Origin of the sequence: Streptomyces sp. NPDC001373 (assembly GCF_042895815.1) — a bacterium.
Taxonomy (GTDB): Bacteria; Actinomycetota; Actinomycetes; order Streptomycetales; family Streptomycetaceae; genus Streptomyces.
Genome location: NZ_JBIAWQ010000038.1, coordinates 1 through 25,336, shown reverse-complemented (window position 1 = coordinate 25,336; position 25,336 = coordinate 1). Strand labels below are relative to the sequence as shown.

General features: G+C 69.6%; 26 protein-coding genes and 5 pseudogenes. 14 read left to right on the top strand and 17 right to left on the bottom strand.

The window, feature by feature from the left end:
- The 4 genes and pseudogenes from ACFY15_RS36010 to ACFY15_RS35995 form a co-directional block, all read left to right on the top strand.
- A pseudogene (locus ACFY15_RS36010) lies at window positions 1–370 on the top strand (hypothetical protein); the annotation flags it as partial.
- Window positions 351–1,388: a sensor histidine kinase gene (locus ACFY15_RS36005; protein WP_390826976.1), complete on the top strand. Its 1,038-nt coding sequence runs from the start codon at window positions 351–353 to the stop codon at window positions 1,386–1,388. The pseudogene ACFY15_RS36010 and the gene ACFY15_RS36005, both read left to right, overlap by 20 nt.
- A gap of 18 nt (window positions 1,389–1,406) precedes the next feature.
- A complete protein-coding gene (locus ACFY15_RS36000) occupies window positions 1,407–1,553 on the top strand; it encodes a hypothetical protein (protein ID WP_390691763.1) in 147 nt (48 codons plus the stop codon).
- Between the two features lie 138 nt (window positions 1,554–1,691).
- Window positions 1,692–2,439: pseudogene (locus tag ACFY15_RS35995) on the top strand (transposase family protein).
- Window positions 2,440–2,445: 6 nt separating this feature from the next.
- On the opposite strand, the gene ACFY15_RS35990 reads toward ACFY15_RS35995, so the two are convergent.
- Window positions 2,446–2,820 carry a cupin domain-containing protein gene (locus ACFY15_RS35990; RefSeq protein WP_390691722.1) on the bottom strand — a complete coding sequence of 125 codons (375 nt, stop codon included), beginning with the start codon at window positions 2,818–2,820 and terminating at the stop codon, window positions 2,446–2,448.
- Window positions 2,821–2,888: 68 nt separating this feature from the next.
- Between ACFY15_RS35990 and ACFY15_RS35985 the strand changes: the two genes are divergently transcribed.
- Window positions 2,889–3,329, top strand: a complete 441-nt coding sequence (locus ACFY15_RS35985) for a MarR family winged helix-turn-helix transcriptional regulator (RefSeq protein ID WP_390691723.1) — start codon at window positions 2,889–2,891, stop codon at window positions 3,327–3,329.
- Between the two features lie 246 nt (window positions 3,330–3,575).
- Here ACFY15_RS35985 and ACFY15_RS35980 read toward each other — a convergent pair whose 3' ends face one another.
- The 7 genes and pseudogenes from ACFY15_RS35980 to ACFY15_RS35950 all read right to left on the bottom strand — a co-directional run bounded on the left by ACFY15_RS35980 (window position 3,576) and on the right by ACFY15_RS35950 (window position 10,118).
- Window positions 3,576–3,788, bottom strand: a complete 213-nt coding sequence (locus tag ACFY15_RS35980) for a hypothetical protein (protein WP_390691724.1) — start codon at window positions 3,786–3,788, stop codon at window positions 3,576–3,578.
- A 100-nt stretch (window positions 3,789–3,888) separates the two neighbouring features.
- A complete protein-coding gene (locus tag ACFY15_RS35975; protein ID WP_390826975.1) occupies window positions 3,889–5,217 on the bottom strand; it encodes a PQQ-binding-like beta-propeller repeat protein in 1,329 nt (442 codons plus the stop codon).
- 736 nt (window positions 5,218–5,953) lie between these two features.
- The gene (locus ACFY15_RS35970) at window positions 5,954–6,259 is read right to left on the bottom strand and encodes a hypothetical protein (RefSeq protein ID WP_390826977.1); all 306 of its coding nucleotides are present in this window, start codon (window positions 6,257–6,259) and stop codon (window positions 5,954–5,956) included.
- A 16-nt stretch (window positions 6,260–6,275) separates the two neighbouring features.
- Entirely contained in the window at window positions 6,276–6,593 is a 318-nt protein-coding gene (locus tag ACFY15_RS35965) for a hypothetical protein (RefSeq protein WP_390826974.1), read from the bottom strand.
- Window positions 6,594–6,671: 78 nt separating this feature from the next.
- Window positions 6,672–7,168: pseudogene (locus ACFY15_RS35960) on the bottom strand (transposase); the annotation flags it as partial.
- Between the two features lie 345 nt (window positions 7,169–7,513).
- Complete coding sequence (locus ACFY15_RS35955; RefSeq protein ID WP_390826973.1) at window positions 7,514–8,443, bottom strand: hypothetical protein; 930 nt, start codon at window positions 8,441–8,443, stop codon at window positions 7,514–7,516.
- 22 nt (window positions 8,444–8,465) lie between these two features.
- Complete coding sequence (locus ACFY15_RS35950) at window positions 8,466–10,118, bottom strand: hypothetical protein (protein ID WP_390826972.1); 1,653 nt, start codon at window positions 10,116–10,118, stop codon at window positions 8,466–8,468.
- 510 nt (window positions 10,119–10,628) lie between these two features.
- Between ACFY15_RS35950 and ACFY15_RS35945 the strand changes: the two are divergent.
- A pseudogene (locus ACFY15_RS35945) lies at window positions 10,629–10,775 on the top strand (IS5/IS1182 family transposase); the annotation flags it as partial.
- Between the two features lie 216 nt (window positions 10,776–10,991).
- Complete coding sequence (locus ACFY15_RS35940; RefSeq protein WP_390826971.1) at window positions 10,992–12,059, top strand: hypothetical protein; 1,068 nt, start codon at window positions 10,992–10,994, stop codon at window positions 12,057–12,059.
- A 423-nt stretch (window positions 12,060–12,482) separates the two neighbouring features.
- Here ACFY15_RS35940 and ACFY15_RS35935 read toward each other — a convergent pair whose 3' ends face one another.
- Complete coding sequence (locus tag ACFY15_RS35935; protein WP_390826970.1) at window positions 12,483–12,743, bottom strand: IS3 family transposase; 261 nt, start codon at window positions 12,741–12,743, stop codon at window positions 12,483–12,485.
- A gap of 137 nt (window positions 12,744–12,880) precedes the next feature.
- Entirely contained in the window at window positions 12,881–13,207 is a 327-nt protein-coding gene (locus ACFY15_RS35930; RefSeq protein ID WP_390826969.1) for a transposase, read from the bottom strand.
- Window positions 13,208–13,422: 215 nt separating this feature from the next.
- Here ACFY15_RS35930 and ACFY15_RS35925 point away from each other — a divergent pair, with 215 nt between their 5' ends.
- Complete coding sequence (locus ACFY15_RS35925; protein ID WP_390826967.1) at window positions 13,423–14,268, top strand: aldo/keto reductase; 846 nt, start codon at window positions 13,423–13,425, stop codon at window positions 14,266–14,268.
- A 93-nt stretch (window positions 14,269–14,361) separates the two neighbouring features.
- Complete coding sequence (locus ACFY15_RS35920) at window positions 14,362–15,378, top strand: LysR substrate-binding domain-containing protein (protein ID WP_390826966.1); 1,017 nt, start codon at window positions 14,362–14,364, stop codon at window positions 15,376–15,378.
- A gap of 29 nt (window positions 15,379–15,407) precedes the next feature.
- Here the strand turns inward: ACFY15_RS35920 and ACFY15_RS35915 are convergent.
- The 4 genes and pseudogenes from ACFY15_RS35915 to ACFY15_RS35900 form a co-directional block, all read right to left on the bottom strand.
- A pseudogene (locus ACFY15_RS35915) lies at window positions 15,408–15,590 on the bottom strand (LysE family transporter); the annotation flags it as partial.
- Window positions 15,591–15,593: 3 nt separating this feature from the next.
- The gene (locus ACFY15_RS35910) at window positions 15,594–15,914 is read right to left on the bottom strand and encodes a hypothetical protein (RefSeq protein WP_390826965.1); all 321 of its coding nucleotides are present in this window, start codon (window positions 15,912–15,914) and stop codon (window positions 15,594–15,596) included.
- Between the two features lie 212 nt (window positions 15,915–16,126).
- On the bottom strand, window positions 16,127–17,170 hold the full coding sequence (locus tag ACFY15_RS35905) for a zinc-binding dehydrogenase (protein WP_390826964.1): 1,044 nt from the start codon (window positions 17,168–17,170) through the stop codon (window positions 16,127–16,129).
- A 415-nt stretch (window positions 17,171–17,585) separates the two neighbouring features.
- On the bottom strand, window positions 17,586–18,260 hold the full coding sequence (locus tag ACFY15_RS35900; protein WP_390826963.1) for a PP2C family protein-serine/threonine phosphatase: 675 nt from the start codon (window positions 18,258–18,260) through the stop codon (window positions 17,586–17,588).
- 65 nt (window positions 18,261–18,325) lie between these two features.
- Here ACFY15_RS35900 and ACFY15_RS35895 point away from each other — a divergent pair, with 65 nt between their 5' ends.
- Window positions 18,326–18,673 carry a hypothetical protein gene (locus tag ACFY15_RS35895; RefSeq protein WP_390826962.1) on the top strand — a complete coding sequence of 116 codons (348 nt, stop codon included), beginning with the start codon at window positions 18,326–18,328 and terminating at the stop codon, window positions 18,671–18,673.
- 922 nt (window positions 18,674–19,595) lie between these two features.
- Here ACFY15_RS35895 and ACFY15_RS35890 read toward each other — a convergent pair.
- The gene (locus tag ACFY15_RS35890; protein WP_390826961.1) at window positions 19,596–19,871 is read right to left on the bottom strand and encodes an isoamylase early set domain-containing protein; all 276 of its coding nucleotides are present in this window, start codon (window positions 19,869–19,871) and stop codon (window positions 19,596–19,598) included.
- Between the two features lie 193 nt (window positions 19,872–20,064).
- Between ACFY15_RS35890 and ACFY15_RS35885 the strand changes: the two genes are divergently transcribed.
- On the top strand, window positions 20,065–20,259 hold the full coding sequence (locus ACFY15_RS35885) for a hypothetical protein (RefSeq protein ID WP_390691745.1): 195 nt from the start codon (window positions 20,065–20,067) through the stop codon (window positions 20,257–20,259).
- A gap of 237 nt (window positions 20,260–20,496) precedes the next feature.
- On the opposite strand, the gene ACFY15_RS35880 is transcribed toward ACFY15_RS35885, so the two are convergent.
- Both ACFY15_RS35880 and ACFY15_RS35875 read right to left on the bottom strand, forming a co-directional pair.
- The gene (locus ACFY15_RS35880; protein WP_390691744.1) at window positions 20,497–20,964 is read right to left on the bottom strand and encodes an Hsp20/alpha crystallin family protein; all 468 of its coding nucleotides are present in this window, start codon (window positions 20,962–20,964) and stop codon (window positions 20,497–20,499) included.
- A 185-nt stretch (window positions 20,965–21,149) separates the two neighbouring features.
- On the bottom strand, window positions 21,150–21,545 hold the full coding sequence (locus ACFY15_RS35875) for a VOC family protein (RefSeq protein WP_390826960.1): 396 nt from the start codon (window positions 21,543–21,545) through the stop codon (window positions 21,150–21,152).
- Between the two features lie 524 nt (window positions 21,546–22,069).
- Between ACFY15_RS35875 and ACFY15_RS35870 the strand changes: the two genes are divergently transcribed.
- The 3 genes from ACFY15_RS35870 (at window position 22,070) to ACFY15_RS35860 (ending at window position 25,182) form a co-directional block, all read left to right on the top strand.
- Window positions 22,070–22,735 carry a hypothetical protein gene (locus tag ACFY15_RS35870; protein ID WP_390826959.1) on the top strand — a complete coding sequence of 222 codons (666 nt, stop codon included), beginning with the start codon at window positions 22,070–22,072 and terminating at the stop codon, window positions 22,733–22,735.
- 9 nt (window positions 22,736–22,744) lie between these two features.
- Window positions 22,745–23,695, top strand: a complete 951-nt coding sequence (locus ACFY15_RS35865; RefSeq protein ID WP_390826958.1) for a DUF1254 domain-containing protein — start codon at window positions 22,745–22,747, stop codon at window positions 23,693–23,695.
- A 203-nt stretch (window positions 23,696–23,898) separates the two neighbouring features.
- Entirely contained in the window at window positions 23,899–25,182 is a 1,284-nt protein-coding gene (locus ACFY15_RS35860) for a cation:proton antiporter (protein WP_390691740.1), read from the top strand.
- Window positions 25,183–25,336 lie beyond the last annotated feature (154 nt).

Genomic DNA, 25,336 nt, shown 5'->3' with positions numbered 1-25,336 from the left:
AGATCCAGTACCGCCCGGACCTGGTCGACGGGTGTCTGGCCGGCACCGGCCTGATCACGGACAGCTGACCGACATCACGAATTCAAGTTCAGTACTGCCGCTGGCCCTGCTGGCCGTTGCGGTACCGCTGTCCCGGTTCCGGCCGGGGGCCGCCGTGTTCCTCGTCAACTGCCTGTGCGCGGCGGGCATGGCCGACTCCGCGACCCCGGCCAACGCCCACGTCCTGTCGCTGGCCGCGCTGAGCTGCCTGCTCGGCGTCCGGACGGCCGGCGCCGGGGCCCGCTGGCGGTGCTCGCCGCGTCCCTCGCTGCCGACCTCGCGGCGTGCGCCGTACTCGGGGTGCCGGCCATATGGTGGTTCTACGCCCTGACCGTGCGCCCATCGCCCTCCTGCTGCCCTGGCTGGCCGGGCGCCACTGGCGCAGCCGGAACGAACTCGTACGGGAGGGATGGCGGTTGGCTGGCACCCTGGAGGAGCGCCAGCACCTGGTCGCGGAGCGCGCCCGGCTGGCCGAACGGGCGGACATTGCGGCCGACATGCACGACTGCCTCGGCCACGTGCTGAGCCTCGTGGCCCTGCGCGCCGGCGCCCTGGAACTCTCCCCGGGCCTCACCGACCGAGACCGGGCCGACCTCGCCGAGCTGCGCGGGACGGTCGCGGACGCCGTCGAGCGGCTGCGGGAGACCGTGGCCGTGCTGCACGAACCCCGGGAGGCTGGGCCGGAGGCGGACACGGTCGAGGACCTCCTGGACCGGGCGGTGGCCTCCGGGGTGCCGGTGCGGTGGGAGCGGAGCGGGACGTTCACCGGGATGCTGCCGCCGCTGGTCGAACGCGGGGCGTACCGGGTGGTGCAGGAGGCCCTCACCAACGCCGTGAAGCACGCCCCGGGCGGGCGGGTCAGGGTCGGCATCGACCACGGGCCCGACCGCACCCGCGTGAGTGTCGTCAACGCCGCCGCGCGGGGCGGCCAAGCCCCCGCGGCCGGGGTCGGCGGCGGCCGCGGGCTGACCGGGCTCCGGGAACGGGTGGCGGTCCTCGGCGGCACCCTGCGGACCGGGCCGTACCAGGACGGCTTCCGCGTCACCGCCGTCCTCCCGCACCAGGCCCCGCCCCGCTCGGCCCGGCGGCCCGGAGCCCCCGGGGCGGCCGTGCCCGCCCCGGCGTCCGCCGAACGGCACGCCGAGGTACGCCGCACCGCCCGCCGCCGGGCCGTGGCCGCCCTCGCGGCACCGGCCGCCGCGGCGGCCTTCTTCGTCCCGGCCGCCGTCTACCTGGCCTGGCAGCTGACGACGGGCGTGCTGCCGCCGTTCGGGAGGGCCGGGGCAACGAGCATGACAGGCGGCCCGATCGGGATAAGTGGATCACGACGGGTCGCGCCCTGCGACTGATGCGGCATCATCCACGCCATGCTTGATTACCTTGCTCTGGCCCAGCGGGTGGCTCTTGCCGGCACCGTGGGTCTGCGCTACTTCGCCCGGGTACGTACCCTCACCCAGCAGCAGAAGGTGGATGGTTCGGTTGTGACCGAGGCGTCGCTGATCCGGGAAGAGTGACCACCGGCCCTCTGCGGGATTAATGAGCTTCTTCGAGTTGGCCACCGATCGGGTGATGGTCGTGAAGCGCAACGAACGAGGCCCCCGGGCTGTTGATCGAGATGTCTGACGTCTCAATCACGTTGCTCGGGGGCCTCGTTGGTCGTCCATCCTGCCGCACTCGACCTGCCGCATGCACTCGTGGAGTGGGTCACGATGCTGATCGTCACCCGTGAGGGCGACCGGCGCTGCAAGCTCCGTCCGTCCCAGCGAGCCGTGGTGGCACTGGTGTACCTGCGCGAGCACATCACTCTGGCGGAGATCGCAGCCGGGTTCAGGATGAGCGAGTCCACCGCCCATGCCTACACCAGCGCGGTCGTCGACCTGCTCGCCGCGCGTGCGCCGGGTCCGCTGAAGACGCTGCGCGAGCATGATCCCGACTTCGTCCTGCTCGACGGGACCCTCGCCGAGTGCGACCGGGTCGGCGACGGCCGGGCCGACTACTCCCACAAGCACCGGCGCCACGGCGTGAACGTGCAGGTCGTCACCGACCCCTGCGGCCGGATGCTGTGGCTCTCGCCCGCCCTGCCGGGCCGCACACACGACCTGACGGCCGCCCGCACCCACCGAATCATCCGGATCTGAGCTCCAGGGCGTTCCCATCGTGGCCGATCTCGCCTACCAAGGCGCAGGACCGTGGCTGACGACCGGCATCAAACGCAAGCCACTCCGGGACCTCACTCCCACCGAAAAGACCCTCAACCGGGCACTGGCCGCAGCACGAACACCCGTCGAACGCGGTGTCGCGATCCTGAAGTCCTGGCGGATCTTCCGCAGGTCCCGGTGCAGCCCCAACCGCATGACGTCAATCGCCAAGGCCATCCTCACCCTGGAGCGGCAACGCTGAAGAAGCTCAATGAGTCCAGGGCGGCGTGATGGTGCTGCCATCGGCCAGCTTGGCGCTGAGTCCGACACGTGTAGTGACCCACATGTGCGCGGGCTGGTCGGTGGTATTGGCAACCGCCAGCTCGGAGCCAGCCGGAGCCACCGCTGCGTCGCCGACGCCGAGTTCGGCGCTCTCGCCGCCGATGGTAAGCCGGAGGTGACCGGACAGAACGTAGAACGTTTCCTCGTGACTGATCACGTGGGCCGGACCCACCGTTCCGGCCGGGATCTCGCCGCGCCAGGCGGCGAAGTCCCGGCTGCCCGTGCCCGGACGGACGTAGGAAACGAAGCGGGCACCGTGGATCTCGTGCACGACGGCCTCGTCACTTCGGATGAAGGGCATGCCAGCCTCCTTTATAGACAAGAAACTTGTCCATAAAGACAAGCAGTTTGACGAGTTATAGTCAAGCCATGGATGACGCTCTGGCCTTCTCCGCACTCGTGCTGGCACTCTCCGGACAGCTGGTGCAGGAGATCCACGCTCGCGTGTCCCAGCAGGGATTCGAGGACCTGCGGCCAGCACACGGCTTCGCCTTTGCCCGCATCTCCCTGGGCGACGCCACCACGGCCAACCTGGCCGAGCACCTGGGGGTGACCAAGCAGGCCGCCGCCCAGCTGGTCGAGGAGCTGGTCCGCAAGGGATACGTGGTGCGGCATCCACACCCCCACGATGCCCGCGCCCGGCTCCTGGGGCTTACCGAGGCCGGCTGGGCCGCCACTCGCGCCGCCGACCAGGCAGCCCGAGCTGCCGTCGCACCATGGAAAGAGGCGCTGGGCGAGGCGCGCTTCAGTGAACTTGTCGCCGACCTGACCCGCCTTACACCACCGGGGCCGATCCGCCCCACCTGGTGAGCCAGTAAGCCGCTGGCCTGGACTACCGCAGGTCACCAAGGAGGAGCGACGACAACGGATTTGCGCATCCCGTGTCGGGGATACGCAGCAAATCGTGGACCCCGCAACCCCCGAAGGACTTCCGGAGCCAACCACTTGGCTTATCGCACACCCCCTTGACCAGGCCCTGATCGGCGGCCGCAACCGGCTGTGTCAAGGAGAAACGTGCCAGTGGAGAACCTGGTCAAGGGGGTCGGTGGAACCTGGTCAAGGGGTGGTGCGGAGGGTGGACAAGGGGTCGGCCGGCCCTGGACAAGGGGTGTCCCCGCCGGCGCGCTCGGCGAAGGCGCGCAGCTCGGCGGCGGAGATCCCGGCGCGTTCGTGCACGCCCAGGTCGATCAGACGCTCGGTCTGCGCGGCGAGCGGCGGGAGGCTGGTGACGGCGGCGGGGGCGGCGGTTCCGGGCGTGGTCTCGGGCACGTGGCTCCTCGGCTCGCTGTTCTTCGCTCGATGCTGATCACAGCAAGCGCAGCGGGGCAACGCGGGGAGCCGCCGGACCGTTCCCGCGAGGCCTGGTGCGTCAGCGATTTTCGTAGGCCGTGAAGGGCCTGGACCCGGTCGCATAGGCGTCGTAGCGGGCGACGATGAGCCGCCCCTGGTACGCGAAGATCTTGTCCACGGAGTCGATGTCGTCCGGGAGGTCACGGATGTCGCGCTGCTCCCCGGTGGCAGTGTCGAGGACACGGACGCGGTAGGGATCGCCGCGGTGCGAGGTGAGGACGGTGAGCTTCCCGTCCTGGAGGAGGAGGCGGTATCCGCTGTCGCCGTCGAGGCGGTCGTCGTCGGGGGTGCCGCCCCAGACGGGGGCCCCGGTGGCCAGGTCGAAGGCGGTCAGGTGGCGGCGGGTGGCACGGGACCTCTTCGTCCGGGGGGCGGGCATGACGTAGAGCCTGCGGTCGTCCGCCGCCGCCATGAGCCGGTCGTGGAACGTGATCTCGCCGTACGGGCCGCTGAAGTCGACCGGAGGGTTCGGGCGGCCGTCCCCGCCGAAGGAGAAGTACGCCCCCTGGTCGGAGTCCCCGGATTCCGAGGCGGCCACGACCACCGGATCGGCCGACACGAAGACAGCGGAGGCGTTGTAGCCGATGGCGTGCCGGCCCCCGAGCGGGACGGACCACCTGAGCGCCCCGGTGGCCGGGTCGAAGGCGGCGGTGTGCAGTTCGGCGTCTTCCGCGATCTTCTCGTCCCAGGGGTTGTGGTCGCCGCCGCAGGCGAGGAGGGCGGCGACCTGTCGCTCGCCCGCCGCCGTCCGGCCCGGGACGCAGTCCTTCGGCAGGGCCGCCTTCCAGCGGGGCTTTCCGGTGCGGACGTCCACGGCGCGCAGTTCCTCCTTCTGGAGGAGCACGGCGACGCCGCCGCCGGCGGACACCGAGGACTCCTGGAAGCGGAGTTGCTCGGGCTTGCTGAGCGCGGCCTGCCAGAGCTCGCGGCCGCTTTTCATGTCGATGCCGACGGCGGTGGTGCAGGACGTGTCCTTGGCCGGGGAGGAGGCGCCGTCCCCGTCGCGGACGAGGACCAGGACCGAGCGGGCGGTGTCGGCAGTGGCGTGGCAGACCGCCGACAGGCCGGGCGGTACGTACTCCCAGCTCCGCTTGCCGGTGGCGGCGTCGTACCCGGTCACCGCGTCGAAGCGGCTGCGGACCAGCGTGTCGCCGGACAGCCAGGCCCCGATCCCGCGCGGTTCGGCCTTGCGGTCCGCGGGGGTGTCCCAGACGACGCCCATGGTCTCGTTCCAGAAGCCGCATCCTGTGGCGAGCGAGCAGAGGGCGACGAGGGCCATGCCCGTCCTGGCCAGGGTGCGCCGCCGGGTCCGTCTGCCGGACGGCACCTCGTTGTCCCGCGTGGTCATGCCGACTCCCCCCGAGTCTGTGGCCGTCAACGGTTCACGGGAGTTCCCGCGCTCCTTGGCGGCGCCCATCATAGGGAGTCGGCCCGCCCGGACAGAAGGCGTGTCCTCTGCCTGGCCGAGGACGCGCAGGACCCGAGGTCCGTGCCACTGAAGGGGACAATGCGATCGGAAGCGACGGGGGCGGAGCGAGGAAGAGGCGAGGGTGGCAAACGGCGACAAGCCCCCCTGGCACAGCGCACCCCTGGAAGGGCGGGTACGGGCACTGGGTGCTCGCCCGCCGCAGCCTGGCCGACCCTGGCGACCTCGCCTATAACGCCTGCTACGAACCGGCCGCTTCCCGGTTGAAAGACCTGGTCAGAACCGCTGGGGCGAGGTGGGCGGTGGAGGTGTCGGCGACGGCTGAACCGAGTTCAGCCGTCGCCGACAGACCCGCATCGGTGAACTCCTCGGCCAGATACGAGACCTGGAAGCCGAGTGGACCCAGGAATCCATCCTGCGGATCACCACCGAGAACACCTCGCTGAAGCACCGGGTCCGCAAGCTCACCGAGGACAGCCGGACCTTGGACGAACGGCTCAAGGCAGCCCGCTCCAACAACTGCTTCCAGGACCGGCGGATCGCCGACCTCGAAGCCCAGCTCACCGAGACCGTCTGACCGTCACGCCTCTCCGCTGCCCCAGCCGCTTCCGGCGGCCGGGGAGGCTGAGAGCCATCAGAACGCAGATCGGGCGCTGATTCAGAACGGGAGATCTGATGTGTCGCCCGACGTAAAGGTTCGTCCTGTTGCCCAGGGAATGGGGTCATCCTGGGCACCACAGACCGCGAATGCCTCTCGTTGCCCTTCCAGTCCGGCAGGGTCTTCACCCCATGTAAGGAGAGCGTCGATTGCTCGCTCGCGGTACTGCCACAGTGCACTCACTCCCAGAACGTCCCGCAGCAGTGGCACCAGGGTTGCCCGATGACAGCGCAGCCGGGGATCGTCCAACAGCGGAATGCATGCCGCGATCGCCGCCTCACGCACGTCCGGGTTTGGGTCGTTCAGACACCGCGAAAGGGCGTTAAGTCCGTTTCTGGTAGCGGCCTCGTCCGGGTTGGGTGAGGAAGCCTTGGCGGGTGAGGCGTCCGAGGCGGCTGCGGGTGATGTTGACGGATGCTTCGTCGGTGGGCATGTCGAGGAGTTCGTGCAGTTCACGGGCCCGGAACGCCCGGTCGGGGTGCTGGTTGAAGGCGTTCACGATGGTCTGGTGGGCGGTGCTTGACTCGGGCGGATCGGGTTCGGTCCCGGTCGGTGCGAGTTCAGTGATGATCTTGCGGGTGGTGGCCAGGTCCGCAAGACGCGCTTCGGTTTCGGTGAGGGCGGCAGTGAGGTGCGCCATCTGATTGCGGAGTCCGTCCGCCCGGGGCCGTGGCCTCGTTCTCCCGGATGTGAAGGTCCACCAGGAGTTCGGTGATGTTCACGCGGCCAGCCCGATGGTGTCGCGCCAGGTGGGGGTGGGGGTGGTGAGGCGGCGGGCCATGTTTGCGGTGGAGGCCCAGTAGACGCGTGAGGCGGAGGTGTCGGGCCGGTGGTCGTACTCACGGGCCAGACGCCGGTGGAGCATCAGCGTGCCGTTCGTCTGCTCGACCACCCACCGCTTCGGCTGCGGGACGACCCTTTGCCCTGGTCAGCAGGGTTGCGGCGGACGACCTCGACGTCGATGTCCAGCAGTGCGCCGTGAACGATGACTTCGTCCTTGAATCCCTGGTCCACCAGCACTTTCTCCAGGCGCATCCCGCACCGTTCGGCGGCCTGGTCCAGCAGGGCGGTGCCGGCGGCATTGTCGTGCGCGGAGGCGGCCATGACGACGACGCCGATGATCAGCCCCAGAACGTCGACGGCCAGTCCGCGCTTGCGCCCCGAGACCTTCTTGTTCGCGTCCAGCCCCGTCGTGGTCCTGGGGACACCCGCCGAGGTGTGCCGTGTTGGACTGGTCATCGCCGTCCGCGTCACCGACGAGTACCAGGGCCGCAGCTACGGAGGGCGGATGCTGCGCTACGCCTTGCGGGGCTATGAGGACTACGCGTGGACCACCACGGTCCAGAAGGCGGTGTGCAGCTCGGAGACGGCCGCAAGCCGTTTCTGTGCTCGCACATGCGCGCTGCCCACGGCCTGCCTGGACCGGCCGAGCAGATGCCCGCCGTCGACTGATCCGACCGGAAGCTGATCGGCGTTGGCTGCCGCCGTTACTTACCTGGAGCGACTTTCGTGTCGCACACTGAGCGCCGTAGTTGACCAGCGCGAAAGTTGCTGAGCCGATCAGGTGACGCAGGTGGCGAGGCCGGCGACGGAGAGGCAGGCGGGGTTTTCGTCGCCCGTAGGTTCCACGCTGACGGTATGGAAGACCTCCAGGGGGACGGTGAAGACGGCGACCCGGTGGCGCGGCATGACAACTCGGCCCACTTCCCGCTGGAGCACCGCGACTGTTCGGCCGTCCTCCCGGTCCTCCAGGCGATAGAGGCCGATTGGGACGCCGGCGCCGGCGGGGTATCCGTAGACCGCGATCCGGTGGTTGCGCTCCCAGCCCTCCACGGTGGTCGCTCCCTGGGGCACGCGCAGCGGCACCTCGCTCTCGGCGCGGACGGCTCCGGAGCGCGCCGCCACGGTGAGTTGTCCGGAACGGGCGATGTCTGTCAGCGCCGGCTCGGACGGGAGGAATTGCCAGGAGGCGCTCTGGAGCAGGCCGCCGCCGATGTCCTCGATCTCCATCGGGCGGCCGTTGAACAATTCGTCCTTAGCCGACGGCGTGGCGCTCAGCTCGGCCACAGGTTTCACGGCCGTGGTGAAGGTGCGCCTTCCGGCCTTGACCGTGACGGTGATCGGGCCGGGCGGGAAGCCGCGGAGGCACAGGAGTGACGCCTCGCCCAGGACTGCCGCCACCGCGTCGTCCGCCCCCGTCCCGACCGAGGTCACCCAGACCCACGGGAGGTTGTCCGGACGGCCCTGCGTGAGCTGGGCCAGGTCGTCGCGGCAGCTGACCGGGCCCGCCCCCGACGCCAGGCCCGTGTCGAACTGTTGTGCCAGAAGGATGTCCCGGGCGTCCGGGCTGGGGGTTGCCGACTGTGCGGCGGTCCGGCCGGTGGGGGCTGCCGTCGGCGTCTCGCGAAGCATCGTGCAGCCGGTGCCGAGGAGCAGTGTGAGCACCCACAGCACGGGCGGCCGCCATCGGGTCGGGCGTCGTGTTACCACTTGTCACCTCTCCTTGTCCGTGTCATTGGCTGGTCCCGCACCGTTCCTCGGAGCGTCGCAGCTCCGTGGCGAACGCCTGTTCATACTGTCGGACGAGCGCGCTGTCCGTCCTGCCCGCGCGTTCCGCCGCAGCCAGCTGGGTCAGGGCGTCCTGCTGCGCCGTACGCCCGGTCGCGAGGTCGCAGCGCTCGAGGCTCCAGGAAGCCAGCAGACCGTGCCAACGGGCGCGTTGGACAGGGTCCTGGCCGTGTGCGATGGCGTCCCGGATGCGGTCGACGGCTGCTGCCAGGTCGCCCCGGTCGGCCGCGTTGACGGCGGCGATGGACTCCGCCAAGGCGCGCAGGTCCGCCGAGCCGGTGAGGTCAGGGGCGGCGCGGACGGTCGCCACGGCGCGCTCCACCGTGCCGTCGTCCTTCACCAGGCGGGCCGTGATGCAGCACTGCTCGACCTCGGCGAGGTTCACGGTGGCCTTGATCCGTCCGAGTTCGGTTATGCCAGGGTCCGCGGCGAGGGCGCGCAGGGCCTTCGTGACCTGGGCGAGGTCCGTGGCGCGCACGGTGCCCGGTTTGCAGCTGTGTGTGGGGCCGAGGGCCCGACGGTAGGTGTTGCTCTGCAGGCTGAGGGCAGCACGGCGGCCGGCCGGCGAGTGCCGGTCGATGGCGAGGTAGTCGGCGCGGGCCGCCGCCATCAGCTTCTCGCGGCTGGGGCCGTTCTCGCCGGAGGCCTGGTCCTCGAGGGCGTGGCCGTGGAAGAGCCGGACCAGATCGGGCGGCACGAAGCCGCTGGCGCCGTCCTGCCGCTCCGCGTCGAGAAGGCCGGCGAGGATCCGGCTGGCCTCGGTGGGGCTGCCGTTGCGCCAGCTGTCCAGCGCGTCGACGAACTGGGCGAGGGTGCCGATCCGGCGGGTCAGTTCCCCGGTTAGCTGGGCGCGGGCGCGTGCCGACTCCCAGCCGCGGGCTACGAGGACCGGCGCGCCGAGGAACCATCCAGTGAGCTCGGGCGAATCGGGGATCTGATCGGCCCGGACGTAGACGGCGGGCCTAAGCGCGGTCTGGCCCGCCTGGTCCTCACTGACCAGGCCGCCCACGACGATCTCGGCATTGGTCTCGTCGGCGAACCTGGCGGTTTTCCGCTCCAGTGCGTCGCGGCGGGTGTCGGCGAGCTGGGCGAGGGGCAGCGACGCCTCGCCGACGTAGCTGCGGACGGCGGTCGCGGTGGGGATGCGCGCCGCCATGTCGTGGGCGAAGGTCGCGGCCACGTCGTCCAGGACCTGCCTGTCCTGCCGTCCGCCCTCGGCCGCAAAGCCGGCCACGGCCACGTCGCGGGCGCCGCTCATCCGAGTGAGCGGGGGTGGCGGGGGACGGAAGGCGAAGAGTACCGCCACGCTGCCGAGGAAGAGCACTACGGCGGCCGACCACACCAGGATTCGGGACTGGCGGGGGTGCAGCCCGAACCGCTCCTCCACCACGGCGCGCACCGCCAGCAAGTACCCGGCCAGCGCGGCGAGCACGGCGAGGACGAGCTGCACGGGTGACAGGGCGGAGCCGAGCTTCTCCACGACGAGCAGCGCGCACGGCACGCAGGCCGCGAACAGGCCGAGCAAGGACCACAGCCAGAGGGAGGCGCGATGGCCGCTGTCCGGGGCCGGGGCGCCGTTCGGGGAGGGATCCGGCATACGCCTCCTCACCCCTACCGTGCTGGTCGGCGCGGGCCCGCGCCGACCAGCACGGTAGGGGGCGCTGCGCCGCGCGGGCGGTTGACGCCGCCTTGGGCGCTGGAATTTGCGCGCCGAATTCCCTGGATCAGAGGCACGGTGGACCTGCCTGTCGGCGGCCTGGAGGCGCCGGGCCTACTGAAACGGACTCTGCGCCGCCGCTGTCATAACCCTGCGCATCCCACTGACATCGAGGTGTAGCCGAGATAGGCAGCAAAGCCGCCAGTAGTTGATCTTGAGGTCGTGAGTGGACGTTAAGGGCTTGCAGATGATTAACACGTCGTCTTGATCTTGGTGTCGGGATCGCTGCTCAGGGCGATGACCCGAGCCTGGAGGGGCGCGAGGGCAGCCGGGCACCTTCGCGTTCCGCGTATCTGGCCGCAGGGGACTACTGGTTCAACGACGAATCCGCCGGCGCCCGGGGCGAGCACAACAGTCGCCTGCACACCTGAACCCGCCCCCGGGCAGTGCTCCCCACTCGCCGTCACCCTCACCGGCGGCACCCGCCATGACGTCACCCAGCTCCTGCCCCTGCTGGACGCCGTCCCGCCGATCCGGGGCCGACGGGGACGCCCACGCCGCAAGCCCCGGCGTCTGTATGCCGGCCGCGGCTACGAACGCAGAACCAGACCGGCGGTCGCGGGGCCGGCGGACACGAGACAGGTCCCGGCCGACAGCGAGGCGCTGGGCCGAGCGGCGGTCGCCCGATCGGGGCTTCGAGGTGACAGACGCATATGCCTGGGGTACCCATGGCTCCGCGGCGCGATTGACTACTGTATGCACTCGTGTCGTGACCCTGCGTGGTGACCGGTAGTAAGACAAGGAATCCCATTGATGAAGTCCTCAGTGCGTTCGCGCGGCACGGTTGCCGCGCTCGGTGTCGGGTTGTGCCTGGCGGTGCTGCCCGCGATCCCGGCCCAGGCCCAGCCCACCGTCTCAGTCCCCTGCAACGTGCCCGCCCTGCGGAACGCGATCATCGCGTCGAACGCCAGCGGTGCCGACCTGTCACTGGCCCGGAACTGTACATACACGATCACCGACGCCTACTCGGGCGACGACGGCCTGCCGCAGGTCACCGGCACGTACACCATCAACGGCGTCGGCGTCACCATCCGCCGCTCGTCCAGCGCCGAGTTCCGCATCCTGCACGTGGGGCCGACGGGGCGACTCACCCTCAACCACGTCACCCTCACCGGCGGCCAGACCGAGGCCGTGGCCGGAGGAGGGATCTACAACCAGGGCTCCCTCTCGATGACACAGGTCACAGTGAGGGACACCCGAACGCAGTACGGGTTCGGCGGCGCGCTCTACAACGAGGGAACGCTCTCCATGCAACGCGGCGCCCTGACCAACAACACGGGGTACCTCGGCGGCGGCATCCTCAACTGCGGCACCAGCGCGACGCTGAACAACGTCACGGTCTCGGGCAACAGCGCCGAGAACGGCGGCGGGCTCAACAACAACTGCCAGAGCAGCATGGCCCTGAACGCCACGAGGGTCCAGAACAACAACAGCCCTGAGGGCGGCGGCATCATCAACTGGGCCACGCTGGAGGCCACCGGGACCAGGATCACCTCGAACACGGGCTGGTTCGGGGGCGGCATTCAAGCGGCGCGCGGCCCCGTGACGCTCACGGACAGCCGTGTGACCGACAACACGGCAAGCTACGTGGGTGGTGGCATCTACGTGGCGACCTACTCTGGCGCATCGGTGGCCCTCTCCGACACCAGGGTCGAGAACAACACCCCGGACAACTGCTACCCGCCGGGGAGCGTCGTCGGCTGCAGCAACGTGGCCATGTCCCCCGCCGAGTCTCCCAGGGCGAAGCACATCGGCCCGGAGGTACACCCAAGGGTCCGGGAACAGCTCGACAAGAACCCGAACATTCGTCTCGCCGAATGACCTGAGCGAGCAGCGCACCGGCCAGGCCCGCCCCGACGCACCGCGTCATGGGCGGGCCGGTCCCGTTCCGGACGCCCGGGCGCGGTCCCGTGACGGCGCGTACGTCGGCCGCACGTGGCGGAGGTCGGGACTCTGCCGGCGGTGGTGAACCAGCACCTCCGGACGGTGTCCGAGGCGAGGCCCCTGGGTCCCGTACCCCCCGTCGGCCGGGTCAGGACCAGATGGCCAGCGCCGGTCATCAAGGGCTTACCGCTACTGACTTCAGCTCGTTGGGGTGAATCGTTGTGAAGTCCCTGATGGGTGTGGGTGGGTGGCTGTACCCGTGTTGTGTGAGATACGCGGATGGGGGCGGGCTGACACCTGCGGGACGTCAGCGCCGGGAGACGGTACGGATGCAGGCGGCTGAACTGTTCGAGCAGAGGGTCAAGCCGTCGGAAGTCGCACAGCGGCTGCGGGTGAGCCGTCCGGGGCCCGCTCCACGGCAGGATCCACGAGCGTGGTGATGACCTTCCTGCCCCGGACGGCGCCGGCGATACCCATCTCGCGCATCCGGCGTTCGACGGTGCAGCGGGCCACCGTATGGCCCTGCCGGTTCAGCTCCCGCCAGATCTTCCGGGCCCCGTAGACGCGGTAGTTGGTGGTGAACACCTCGTGGACCAGGGCCTTGAGCTCCGCATCGCGCACGGAACGCGCTGATGGCGCGGCAAGGCGCTTGTGGTGGGCGTAGTAGGTGGAGGGGGCGATCTTGCAGTCGTGCTCGGTGAGCGTCCTGCAGATCGGCTCGACACCGCCGAAGCGGTCCCGGTGCTCGTCGATGAACGCTACGAGCGCAGGTGTGGCCGGTCGAGCTCGGCCGCGAAGAAACTCGCCGCCGCCTTCAGAATCCCGTTCGCCCGCTTCAGCTCGGCGATCTCCTTCTTCATCGCCTTGACCTGCGCGGACTCCTCCGTCGTCGTCCCCGGGCGGACCCTGCTGTCGACCTGGTCCTGGCGCACCCACTTACGCAGCGTCTCGGTCAAGCCGATGCCGAGCTTCCCGGCGACCGCCTTGATCGCGGCCGACTCGTTCGGATAGTCGCTGCGGACTTCGCCGACCATGCGGACCGCTCGTTTGCGCAGCTCAAGAGGATAGGAGGAAGGGCGTGCCATGACTCGATCCCTTCACGAAATCGAGTCTCCATCGAACCCGGAACGGTTCAACGCGGCCACCTTCACCGAGTCCCGATCTTTAAGAGAACCTTGCCAGTTCAGTCAAGAATCTTTCGCTTGTGCTGAACGATGCGGGCCGAGCACCCTGATCACGGCTGATGCTGGAGATCAGCCCATCGCGTCTGCGAGCAACACCCCGTGAGAAAGCGGAGATCATGAACGACAACAAGGACTTCCTCCTCGGCGGCACGATCCGCATCGGACGGCTTGGATACGGTGCCATGCGGCTGACCGGCCCCGACGCGTGGGGGGAGCCGGCCGACCGCCCATCCGCGATCGCCGTGCTGCGCCGAGCCGTTGAGTGCGGCGTGACCTTCATCGACACGGCAGACGCGTACGGTCCCGGGGTCAACGAGGAGATCATTGCCGAGGCGCTGCACCCCTACCCGGCGGACGTGGTGGTGGCGACCAAGGCGGGACAGAGCAGGCCGAGCCAGTCGGAGTGGAAGCCCCTGGGGCGGCCCGAATATCTGCGTCAGCAGGCAGAGTTGAGTTTGCGTCGCCTTCGGGTGGAACGGCTCGACCTCTTCCAGCTGCACCGGGTCGATCCGCAGGTGCCGCTGGCCGACCAGATCGGGGCGCTCAAGCAGCTGCAGGAGGAGGGAAAGGTCCGTCACATCGGTCTGTCCGAAGTCACGGTGGCCCAAATACGGGAAGCCCGGGCGGTGGCGGAGATCGTCAGCGTCCAGAACCGCTACAACCTCACGAACCGCCGCTACGAGGACGTGCTACAGTACTGCGCCCGTGAACGGCTGGCCTTCATCCCCTGGGAGCCCATCGTCGACGGCAACCACGTCCAGACCGACGGTCCCCTCGCCGCAGTCGCCCGAGCCCTGGACGCAAGCACCGCCCAAGTGTCACTGGCCTGGCTGCTCCAGCACTCACCCGCGCTGCTGCCCATCCCCGGCACGTCGAGCATCACCCACCTCGAGGAGAACCTGGCGGCAGCCGACCTGGAGCTGACCCCCGACCAGATGGACCTCCTCGGCACTGCTGCATGATGTGTCACCGCACCGGGTTGGTCGGCGGCGATCCGTGTGAGCGGGAGGCCCCGACCGGCCCGTGGGAACCCCTGGACCGCACCGGAGACGATCATGTTCGACCTGGACCAGCTGCTGGCCCTGCAGGCAGTGGCCCGCGAGGGCTCCCTCAGCCGTGCGGCGCAGACGCTGCACCTCACCCCGTCGGCAATCTCCCAGCGTCTGGCCAAACTGGAGAAGGAAATCGGACAGACCCTCCTCCAGCCCCACGGCCGGAGCGTGCGACTCACACCAGCGGCACAGCTTCTCGTCCAACACGCGAGCCGGATCCTCTCGCTGGTCCACCGCACCCGGGCCGAACTGGAGAACCATCGAGGCCTCGTCACCGGCGACCTGTCCATGGCCGCCTTCCCGACCGCCATCCGCGGCCTGCTGCCCGCCGCTCTACGATCACTGGCCCGAGAACACCCCGACCTGCAACTGCGCATCCACGAGCAGGAACCCGAGAAATCCCTCCCGCTCCTGACCCGATCCGTCATCGACGTCGCCATCGTCCAGGACTGGGGAAGCCGTCCGCTGCCGCTCCCCGCAGACATCAGGACCCAGCACCTGCTCGAGGACACAGCGGACCTGGCCCTGCCCGCCAACCACCCGCTCGCCCACCGCACCGCTCTCGACATCACCGAGATCGCCAACCAGCCCTGGATCGCCTGGACATCCGGAACCCTGTGCCACGACTGGCTCCTGGACGTCCTGCGAGCCCATCACCACCAGCCCCGTATCGCCCACACCTCCGCCGAATACCCCTCCCAACTCGCACTCGTCCAGGCCGGGCTCGGCATCGCACTCACCCCTCGCGTCGGCCGCGGCCCCGTACCCGACCAGGTGACCGTCATCCCGGTCAGTCCGGCTCCCGTCCGCCGCATCTACGCCGCCTACCGACAGGACGACGAGCAACGCCCAACGATTCGAGCCGCGTTGGCAGCACTTCGGTACGCGGCAGCCCAGACGGACTGCGGGCCCTCTCAGGCTGACCCGACAAAGCGGGATGTCTCACCCAAGGCTGACAGAGAGGGGTCTGGGCGGCCGAGCACCACTTCCGCGGCCCACGTTGCCGAGTGGACGGCCTGATCCGTTCAGCCGTCGGGACCCCGCGGACGTCAGGTCCCGGCAGCCAGGGACAGGCCGGTGAACAGCATTGTCGTCGCGACCAGGGCGTCCAGGACGCGCCAGGAGGAGGCGCGGCGGAAGAAGCCGGCGAGCAGGCGGCCGCCGAAGCCCAGCGCGGCGAACCAGCAGAGGCTGGCCAGTGCGGCCCCGAGGAGTGGGGTAGAGCGGTTCGGGGCCTACACGGAGTAGGTCGTGATGGAGATCGAGCTGCCCGAACCGGTCGGGCTGACCTGGACGGTTACTCCCTCGCCGCCCCGCCTGGCCATGATGTTGACACTGAACTCCCCTTGATATTTGGAGACCGTGGTCCATCCCTCCCGGTCCAGGGCGTCAACGTAGAACGAACCCGCCTTGCCGACCGAGTCGTCGGTGCGCAGCAGCGTGAACCCGCCGACGTGGCTGACCACGGTCGCGCCCGGATATTCGGGGATCTGCCCGGAAGTCGTCCTGGACGGCGTCGCCGACGGTGACGAGGCTTGGGTGGTGGGCGTCTGCACGGGAGTGGAGTCGTCGGAACACGCGCCGAGCAACATGAGCGCCGCAGCAGCGCCTGCTGTTGCGGCGCTCCGGAGCCACCATCTCATCTCCGTGCACCTCCTCTGGCCTGCCCGGGCCTCCCCGGCCCCGGGTCCCCGCTTTCCACCATCGAGGGGGCTCTGAGCCACGGCAACCGGAACGGTTCTCCGTCGCCCCCGGATTGCTGTCCCGGCTACGGCTCGACCACGATGCGGACAGGATTGCCCTCCTTCGTGCGCAGCCGCTCGACACCCCGGGCGATCTCTTCGAGGGGCAGTACGTCGGAGACCGAGCGGGACAGGTCGAGGCGCCCCGAGGCCAGGAGGCGCATCAGGCGGGTGAGATGGCGCGTGGTGTACCCGTCGTGGCCGAGGAGGGAGTGGTTGTACCAGCCGAAGAGGATCGTGTTCTCGGCGAGGTGGATCGGTTCCGGCGACATGCCGATCACGACCGCCCGCCCGTACCGGCCGAGACAGGAGACCGCCTGGTCCAGCGCGCTGCCGACCCCCGAGAACTCAGCCGCCAACTCAAGTCCCTCACCGCCGGTCAGCCTCAGGACCTCCTCGCGGAGCCCGTCCGTACGGGGGTCCAGCGCGTGGTCGGCTCCGGCCTCCAGGGCCCGCCGGCGGGCGGCTTCCAGGGTGTCCACGGCAACGATCAGGCTTGCACCGGCCAGGCGGGCGATCCGGACGGCGTGGACACCGAGGCCGCCGATGCCCCACACACCGACGGTCTCTCCGGGGCGCAGGCCACCGCGGTCGAGGAGCCCGGAGAACGGCGTGGCCACCGCGTCGGCGCAGACCGCCGCCTGCTCGATCGGTACGCCGTCGGGCACCTCCACCAGCGTCTGGTACGGGGCCACGACGTACTCGGCCCAGGCTCCGTCCCAGTTCTGCCCCATCACCTGGGGGGCGAGGCAGCTCTGGCCGTCTCCGCAGTGGCGACACGTGCCGCAGCCCCTTCCGGGCGCGATGACCACTCGCCGGCCCGGCTGCCAGAACGGCACCTCGGACCCCAACCGGGCGACCGTGCCCGCCGGTTCGTGGCCGGGGGTGACCTCCTCCAGCGGACAGGGCACAGTGCCGTCGATCATGTGGACGTCCGACAGGCAGATGCCGCAGGCTTCGATGCGGACCAGCACCTCGCCCGGACCCGGCGCCGGAACCGGCACCTCCTCCACCCGCAGCCGGCGGCCTTCGCGGGAAAAGCGCGCCGCACGCATGGTCCTCGGTGTCATCGTTTCACCTCCGCGAGGCCGGACGCCGTGCCGGAGACCGCTGCTCGGCGCAGGGGCGATGTCGGCGCCGAGGAGTACGCGCCAAGGCGGTACGCGCCAGGGGTACGCAAGGGGTTCCGGCATCACCGGCCGGTTCGGGGTCGTCCCGCACGCCCCGCGGACCGCGTAGTACAGGCGGCGTCATCGCAGGGCACCTCCGCGGGACGGATCGGGCATATGGATCACTTCCCATGGTCCGCCCCGCCCGGCGGGTCTGCGAATCGTGCACCGGAGGTGTCGGCGCAGGGCCTCCACACCCCTGACGGCCGCGTCGTGACAGGGCAGGCGGTGGGTCTGTCCTGTCGCGGTCGGCCGGACGATCGGGATGCGGCCCATCCACGCCGGCCGGACGAGCGGCGGCGCGCCGTCTCGGGTGTCACAGGCGCACGATGATCAGGGCGATGTCGTCGCGGGCGCCGCTGACCACGCCGAGGCGGGCCAGCAGGGCGTCGGCGAGGCGTTCGGTGCCGTACCGGCCGTAGCGGGTCAGGGCGTCCGTGAGCCGGTGCAGGCCGGCGTCGATGTTCTCACCGCGTCGTTCGATGAGCCCGTCGGTATACAGAATGAGCGTGTCGCCGGGGGTGTAGGACAGGCTGGCCTGGGGCCGTGAGGCGTGCTGGGGCGCGCGCCCAGCGGCGGGTCGGTGGCCTGGTCCAGCAGGTCGCAGGTGCCGTCGGGATGCAACAGGATCGGCGGGGGGATGACCGGCGCTGCTGTAGGTGATCCTTCGTGCGCCGGCGTCGATGACCGCCTGCAGGGCCGTGGTGGCCAGCGCCCCCTCCACGGACCGCGAGTACAGGCCCAGGACCTCCAGTGATCGGGCCGGCTCGTGCAGTGCCCGGACCGCGGCCGACAGCGCGCTGCGGAGCATGCCCATGACGGCGGCCGCTTCCAGACCGTGGCCGACGACGTCACCGACCGCGACGGCGAAGCCATCGCCGAGCAGGTCGACGACGTCGTACCAGTCGCCGCAGACGTTCAGGGAACCGGCGGCGGGCAGGTAGCGCACCGCGATATCGGGATGCCGGGCCAGATCCGGTGAGTGGAGCATGGCTTCCTGCAAGGTGATGGCGATCTGGCGCTCCCGGGCGTGGGCCTGGTGCCCGCAACGGCCGCATGTCCCTGGCCTGGAAGGTCAAGCAGCGCACCAACAGCTACATCACCCTCATCGGCCCGCCGGACAAGCGGGTCTTCGTGAGCGCGAACGCGCGGTCGAAGGAGACCGACCCCACCAAGTACAACCCCGGCCCGGTCGGCGTCAACTACATGGACCAGATCCAGTGGCGCGACGCCCGTACCGGAAAGCTCCTGGCCGCCTCCGACTTCTACGCGCCGGCCACCTCGGCCGGGACGGTGCCTCCCGGTTACGGCGGCCTGATCTACGACATCCTCTACGACGGCCACGGCGTCGCCCTGAGAGTCCGACCCGCCGCCAAGAACGGCAAACCCTCCCCCCGCTCCTGAACGGTCCGGGAACGTCCCACACCCGAGGGCCTGGACGACCTCGATCACCAGGCCCTCGGGCGACTGCCCCGGATCTGTCAGCGGCCCACGATCACCGGGGTTCAGGGTCCGTCGGTCTCGTACCTGCCGGGACTTGTGTCGTGGCGTGCACCGAACACGCTTTCCCCGCAGGGCCCGGATCGCGTGGTCGAGTTTGTCCACGGCGTCCATGACCCGTGTGCGAGCGGGTCCCTCTGCGATCATGGCGGCCGTACCGTGGAGTCCCATTCCGGCGTCGAAGATCGTCCGTACCACGCTGTCGCGGAGGTCGGAGGCGAGCCGGTCCCGCTCCCGGGTCAGCATCACCTCCTCCTCCCAGGCCGCGTTGGCCGTCATCGACTCCTTGATGCGGTCCCGCAGGCCGTTCACGGCCACCAGGATCAGGACGCTGAGGGCGGCCCAGAGCAGTACCCGCCGGGTGACCACCGCACCGGGCGTGGCCTGCAGAATGGACGACACCGTCTGGGCAGCCACGACCGCGGCCGCCACGCACGCAGACTCCCAGCGGTGGTGGACCGACCACAGCAGCAGGGCCAGCAGCACCAAGCCCACACCCGAGGCCACACCGGAGCCCGGCCCGGGAGACAAGGCCAGGGCTGCGCAACTGCCAGCCGACACTGTCCCCGTCCATCTCGGTGAGCGCTGGCCATGGACCGGTTGGAGATTCCACGACGCACTCCCATCGACCCTGGCGACATGATCCTTAAGCGCCTCACGGCGTGCGGCCGCTTCAGCTGCTGCCGGCTTTGAGCACGAGCGACGGCCCTGCCACCGGGCGCGACAGCTGGGCCGTCCACGCAGATCCGGCCCCTGATGGTGAGGGTCGGTGGCCCCGTGCCAGCACTTCCAACGCGAAGCCCCGGACCCGGTTTCGTTGCGCCGTTCAGGTGTGCAGGCGGCTGTTGACGCCGTCGTGGCCGTCGGCGCTCTCCTCGTTGAACCAGTAGTCGCCGGCGGCCAGGTAGCGGAAGGCGTGCTCACCGCCCGCGGGCAAAGCGACGGTCACCGCCCGGGTGCCGTCGCGGCGGGGCGCCAGGGTGTGGGTGCCGGGCTGCCAGTCGTTGAAGTCCCCGACAACGCTGACCGGACCGGGCGGGGTGTCGGCAGGCAGGATGAACGTGACCTCGGTGCGGTTCTTGCGCGGGGTGCGCTCCAGCATGGGGAAGCTCCTGACGGCGCGAGGTGGATTGTCCGCGGACCATCCTCGGGGGCCGTTCCAGGCCCTGCCTCCCGACGCGGGCCGCCCTGGTCCGACTTCACCCTGTCGCCACGATCCCTTGCGGAAAACGTGCGGTGAGTGACGGCGCATGGCAACGTGACGAGGAAGCCCCCACTCACCGAGGAGACCCCTCATGGGCGGAATGCAGGACAAGAAGCGGGAACGCCGCAATGGGCCCAAGGAACAGGAGCCCGCGTTCCACCCCGGCCGCCAGGACCCGGTCTACAACCCGGAACCGTCCCAACACGACAGCGCAGCGGATCCTGAGCGAGAGCGCCGCCGCGAGGAAGATCTGCGCGACTGGGACGTGCGCGACGAGGACTTCTGAACGAAGAGCCACCCACGCACACAGAGCCCGGCCAAGCCCCGAGCAGTCACCCCGGCCGGGCTCTGTCACATCGGTGCGAGGCGGACACAGCGGTCCCGGCCTCGGTTCCCCATGCAGAACGCGGCGTACGTTCTGCCGCAATCCGCCGCCAGCGGGACGCACTGGACGACGGCATCCCGTGAGGCACGGAAGCGACCAGCGCGAGGGTCGAAGCAGCTGCAAGCCAAATCTTGTGGTTCAGCTTGCGGTGATCTCGATGTGCCTGGGCTTGCTGGCCTCGGCCTTGGGAACGGTCACGGTCAGCACACCGTCGGCCATGGTCGCCGTGACGTCCTCGGCCTTGACGTCGGCGGGCAGCAGCGCCCGGTACTCGAAGCGACCCGTGCGCCGGGTCGTGCGCCGCAGCACGCCCTCCCGCTCGCGCTCCTTGTACTCCCCGGTGATGCACAACTCCCTATCGCCGATCTCGACGTCGATGTCTTCGTTCTTGACCCCGGGGATTTCCGCCTCGACCACGTAGGCGTCGTCCGTCTCGTGCATGTCCGCCAGCGGAGCCCAGGTCCCGGCTGGCGCGGCGGACGCCAGCAGCTGGTTCATCCGCTCGAAGAGCTCGTCGAACTCGGCGACCATCGGCTCGCCCCAGCTCAGCGAGGGAAAAGTCCTTTCCAGGAGCCGGCCGGGCCTGTGGAGTACAGGCAGTGTCATAGCGGTTCACCTCCATGAGGCAACAGGCTTGAAGGTCACTTTCCATACTCCGCTTCTGTGGCGCCCACGGCGAGTCCCGCCCGGGATTCCCCGGGCCGCGCCGCGCCAGCCTCACTGCGCGTGCCCCCGCACCCCGCGCCCAGTCGAGCCCGAGGCGGGCGCCGCACTTCGCGGGGCGCGGATTGTCAGGTGGCGGGCGGAGCGGTCTGGTCGAGGGTGAACAGGCCGCCGTCAGGGTCGCTCACCGTCACCCGCAGCTTCCCCTCGTCCCACGGCGCGGCGTCGGGAACGATGACGCCTGCGTTCTCGACAACTGCCGCCTGCGCCGCCTTCAGGTCCGGGACCCTGAAATGGACCAGCCACCGGGGCCGCAGCTGCGGCCTGGCGGCCGCCGCCTCGACCGGTCCGCTGTTCCAACGCGCGACAGGACGACCACCCCGCCGCAGGACGACCTGGTCCTCCTCGTAGGAGACCTCGCAGCACCCGCTGACCTCATGCTCCGCCCACTCCAGGACCTCCCCGTAGAAGACGGCCGCGTCGCAGGCGTTCCGGGTGTGCAGCTCCAGCCACACCGCGGTCACCTCCAGCAAGCGTTTGACGGGCCCCTGCGAACAGGCCAGACGCGGCTCGCCTGCATGTCGGCGGGCTCCATGCTGTCCGGCGACGAGGACGCTGGGGCCGCTGGCGCCGCAGAAGTCCAGCCGGCCAGGGTCCACGATGAGGATCACCGGTGATCACTTTGTGTAATCCAATGCGCAGCGCCTCTTGCGTGGCGATGTCGCGTTCACCTGCCACACCGACCACCGCCATGCCAGGTGGATGAAACCGCGAGGCACTCGATGGTTCTCGCCCTCCTTCGCGGTCCGGCGGACTCACGTCACACACCTACCGGTCCTGTCCGGCGGTGCAGTATCGGAGCGTGCAACTGACCAGGTGCCGATCCTCGACCAGGACGGGGCTGCCTCCGCCCTCCTCCGCCAGGATCCGGTCTGTCAGCAACAGCCACCGTGGTTGACCTTCGTCTCTGGAAGGTCAGCGCTGTCCGCCTCACCCGTTCGCGGGTCAGAAGGTGCAGTGGCCCCCCCTGTGAAGAAGGGTTACCCGTATGACCGACACACCGATGCGTCTGGAGGATCTTCGGGCCTACGCCCAAGGAGAGATCTTCCTGCTGAGCCGGGCGGGTGAAGCGTTCGAAGGCCTCGTCTACAACACCAGCGGGTTCGGCCCGTGCCCGGCCGATGAGTTCGCGGCGATCGACACCGCGCAACTGGCGAAGGACACCGGGTGCGATCTGGTGTGGAAGAACCCGAGACGGTTCTGGATGATGGACACCCTGACCATCGACCTCGCAGGCGAGCCCCGTGAGCTGGGTGGCCTGATGTTCAACTGCCTGGCTGACATGCAGATGCCGGCCGGCTTCGATCCGCAGCGGGACCAGTCGGCGCTGGCCTACCGGCCGACGCAGATCCACCGGGCCAACACGTACACGTTCCTGGGCGGGCGGCCGGTCTTCCTCTTGAGATCGCCCGACGAGATCACCTGGGTGATGCAGACCTTCACCGATCATGTGGATCACAGCCTGACCGAATCGGCGCTGCCCCGCCTGGCCGAGCGCCTCACTCTGCCCGAGGGCTGGACGTACAAGGCGCGGACGGTTGACCGTGACCTGACCATCACCACCCACGGCCTGGCGCACATCGTCTCCGACAACCTGGCCAACATGTACCAGGGCTGCGTCGACGGGGTGAACAACTTTGATCCTTGGCAATGAGCACCGGCCGTGAGTGACAAGGTCAAGGTGACGGTGGAAAACTTTGTCCGGGCCGAATCCAACCGTGCCATGGCGAAGCTGATGGCGCTCTGCGGTGGCGTCAACCGGTGGCGTCACAACCGGGTGCCGACACCGCTCGATCAGCAGACATCGGTCCGGATGAACCGCGACACGCTGTACAGCTTCGCCGTGCTGGACTTGGCCGAAGGCGCCACTGTCACCATGCCGGACAGCGGCGAACGCTACGCGTCGCTCATGGTTCTCAGCCAGGACCACTACGTCAACCAGGTCATCCACACGCCCGGCGAGCACCGGCTCACCATCGACGACCACGGCACCCGCCACGTACTCCTGACGATGCACGTCCTGGTCGACCCGGGCAACCCCGCCGATGTCGCCGAGGCCAACGCCCTGCAGGACGGTCTGAGGCTGTCCGCGGGGTCGGCTGAACCCCTCGTCGTACCCGACTACGACGAGGATTCCCTCAACGCCGTACGGGACGCGCTTGCCGTGCTCGGCCGGACCCTGCCCGGAACTGAGCGAATGTTCGGCCGCCGTGAGGACGTCGACCCCGTTCGGCACCTCATCGGCACCGCGGTGGGCTGGGCCGGCCTCCCCGAGAGCGAGGCGTTCTACCTGCTGGTCGAGCCGGGCCTGCCGGTCGGGAAGTACCGCATCGTGGTCGGTGACGTGCCCGTCGACGGCTTCTGGTCGATCTCCCTCTACAACGCCGCTGGCTACTTCGAGGACAGCAGCGAAGGCGGATGCGTCCTCAACCAGTTCAATGCCCAAAGGGAGCCGGACGGCTCGGTCGTCATCAACCTCGGAGGGTGCGCCGACGGGCGCAGCAACTGCCTGCGCATCATGGACGGCTGGAACTACACCGTCCGCCTCTACCGGCCGCGGCCCGAGATCCTCGACGGCACCTGGACCTTCCCGACCGTGGAACCCGTCGACTGAGAACGTTCCCACCCTCTCCCCGTACCTGGCGCCAAGCGCAGGGCCATCGGATCGGGCGTGTTCTCGACCACCCTTCGATACCGCCGCGTTGGGCCGACCGGACCGGGCCGGCGGAGTTCGGAGCACGGTTCCGGCACATCTGACCGGCGCCGCCATAGAGTCGGACTTCGCCTCTCTGCGCGAGGCGGGCGTGAGGAGTGCGGATGAACGGCTGGGCCGTCGTGATCGCCGGGAGTGCGGTCGTCGGCTACGGGGCGCTCTCACGCCGTTTGTCGACCACGGTGCTCTCGGGACCGCTGGTCTTCATGCTCGTCGGTCTGGCGATCGGCCCGCTTGGCCTGGACCTGCTGGACCAGGCCAAGGATCCCGAGGTCACGCGGACGCTCCTGGAGAGCGCGCTGGTGCTCCTCCTGTTCGCGGACGCGGCGGGGATCAGGGCCCGGGACCTGCGCCGGGAGGAGTTCCTCCCGCTGCGGCTCCTCGCGATCGGCCTGCCGGTCACGATGGCTGTGGGGTGGCTGGTGGCCTGGCCGCTGCTGCCCGGCCTGGGCGTGTGGGAGCTGGCCCTGGCCGCCGTCATCCTCGCGCCGACGGACGCCGCGCTCGGGCAGCAGGCCTTCTCCAACAAGCGAGTGCCCCCGCTGGTCCGCGGCGGCCTGACCGTCGAATCCGGTCTGAACGACGGCTTGGCCCTTCCCTTCTTCGTCCTGGCACTCGCCGCGGCAGGCGAGGGCCACGGCCATCCGGACGTGGCCGAGACGTTCCTGCGCGCGCTGCTGTTGAGCAGCACGATCGGAATCGCAACCGGCTGGAGCGGGGCAAGCCTGTTGAGATGGTCACTCGCCCGAGGGTGGAGCAGCTCCGACTGGCGGCAGTTCCTGGTCCTCGCCGTCCCGGTCATCGCGTACGTCCTGTGCGCCATGGTCGAGGGCAGCGGCTTCATCGGCGCCTGGGTCGCCGGCCTGGCCTTCGGTATCCACCTGCGCCGCACCCCCGTAGACCTGGGCATCCCTCCCAGCGGCTCGGACCCCGCGCAGAGCACGAGGTTCACCGAACGCCTCGGCCTCCTGCTCGCCTCACTGAGCTTCCTCGTCTTCGGCGCCGTCATCCTGGGACCCGCACTCCAGCACCTCACCTGGCGCACGGTCCTCTATGCGCTGCTCAGCCTGACCGTCATCCGGATGCTGCCCGTCGCACTCGCCCTGGCCGGTACCGGCCTGCGCCCCCCTTCCATCGCGTACATCGGCTGGTTCGGCCCGCGGGGGCTTGCCTCCCTCGTGTTCGGCCTGCTCGCCCTCGAGGAACACCTGCCCGGGGGAACCCTGCTGAGCCAGGTCATCGCCGTGACCGTGGGCCTGAGCATCATCCTCCACGGAGCATCAGCTCCCATCCTGGGCGACCGCTACGGCACATGGTTCACCAGGGCACTCCGCAAGGAACCAAACCTGCGGGAGAACGCCCTCGCGCAGCACGACGGCCCACACTGACGAAGGCAGCAGCCTTCCGGGGATGGCGACGCCGGCCTGCCGCGAGGGCAAACCGCCACTGAAGCTTCCCCTTGATCGTGGACACCTGGAGACTGGGACCTGAGGTTCCAGAGGAAGTAGCACCGGGTGGGAAGCAAGTACACGAAGCGGTATA

Bases quoted from the DNA above. Each gene is read 5' to 3' on its own strand.
- ACFY15_RS36005 (WP_390826976.1), top strand. From the start codon at position 351: ATGGTGGTTCTACGCCCTGACCGTGCGCCCATCGCCCTCCTGCTGCCC.
- ACFY15_RS36000 (WP_390691763.1), top strand. From the start codon at position 1,407: ATGCTTGATTACCTTGCTCTGGCCCAGCGGGTGGCTCTTGCCGGCACC.
- ACFY15_RS35990 (WP_390691722.1), bottom strand. From the start codon at position 2,820: ATGCCCTTCATCCGAAGTGACGAGGCCGTCGTGCACGAGATCCACGGT.
- ACFY15_RS35985 (WP_390691723.1), top strand. From the start codon at position 2,889: ATGGATGACGCTCTGGCCTTCTCCGCACTCGTGCTGGCACTCTCCGGA.
- ACFY15_RS35975 (WP_390826975.1), bottom strand. From the start codon at position 5,217: ATGACCACGCGGGACAACGAGGTGCCGTCCGGCAGACGGACCCGGCGG.
- ACFY15_RS35965 (WP_390826974.1), bottom strand. From the start codon at position 6,593: ATGGCGCACCTCACTGCCGCCCTCACCGAAACCGAAGCGCGTCTTGCG.
- ACFY15_RS35950 (WP_390826972.1), bottom strand. From the start codon at position 10,118: ATGCCGGATCCCTCCCCGAACGGCGCCCCGGCCCCGGACAGCGGCCAT.
- ACFY15_RS35940 (WP_390826971.1), top strand. From the start codon at position 10,992: ATGAAGTCCTCAGTGCGTTCGCGCGGCACGGTTGCCGCGCTCGGTGTC.
- ACFY15_RS35930 (WP_390826969.1), bottom strand. From the start codon at position 13,207: ATGGCACGCCCTTCCTCCTATCCTCTTGAGCTGCGCAAACGAGCGGTC.
- ACFY15_RS35925 (WP_390826967.1), top strand. From the start codon at position 13,423: ATGAACGACAACAAGGACTTCCTCCTCGGCGGCACGATCCGCATCGGA.
- ACFY15_RS35920 (WP_390826966.1), top strand. From the start codon at position 14,362: ATGTTCGACCTGGACCAGCTGCTGGCCCTGCAGGCAGTGGCCCGCGAG.
- ACFY15_RS35905 (WP_390826964.1), bottom strand. From the start codon at position 17,170: ATGACACCGAGGACCATGCGTGCGGCGCGCTTTTCCCGCGAAGGCCGC.
- ACFY15_RS35900 (WP_390826963.1), bottom strand. From the start codon at position 18,260: ATGCTCCACTCACCGGATCTGGCCCGGCATCCCGATATCGCGGTGCGC.
- ACFY15_RS35895 (WP_390826962.1), top strand. From the start codon at position 18,326: ATGTCCCTGGCCTGGAAGGTCAAGCAGCGCACCAACAGCTACATCACC.
- ACFY15_RS35890 (WP_390826961.1), bottom strand. From the start codon at position 19,871: ATGCTGGAGCGCACCCCGCGCAAGAACCGCACCGAGGTCACGTTCATC.
- ACFY15_RS35885 (WP_390691745.1), top strand. From the start codon at position 20,065: ATGGGCGGAATGCAGGACAAGAAGCGGGAACGCCGCAATGGGCCCAAG.
- ACFY15_RS35880 (WP_390691744.1), bottom strand. From the start codon at position 20,964: ATGACACTGCCTGTACTCCACAGGCCCGGCCGGCTCCTGGAAAGGACT.
- ACFY15_RS35870 (WP_390826959.1), top strand. From the start codon at position 22,070: ATGACCGACACACCGATGCGTCTGGAGGATCTTCGGGCCTACGCCCAA.
- ACFY15_RS35860 (WP_390691740.1), top strand. From the start codon at position 23,899: ATGAACGGCTGGGCCGTCGTGATCGCCGGGAGTGCGGTCGTCGGCTAC.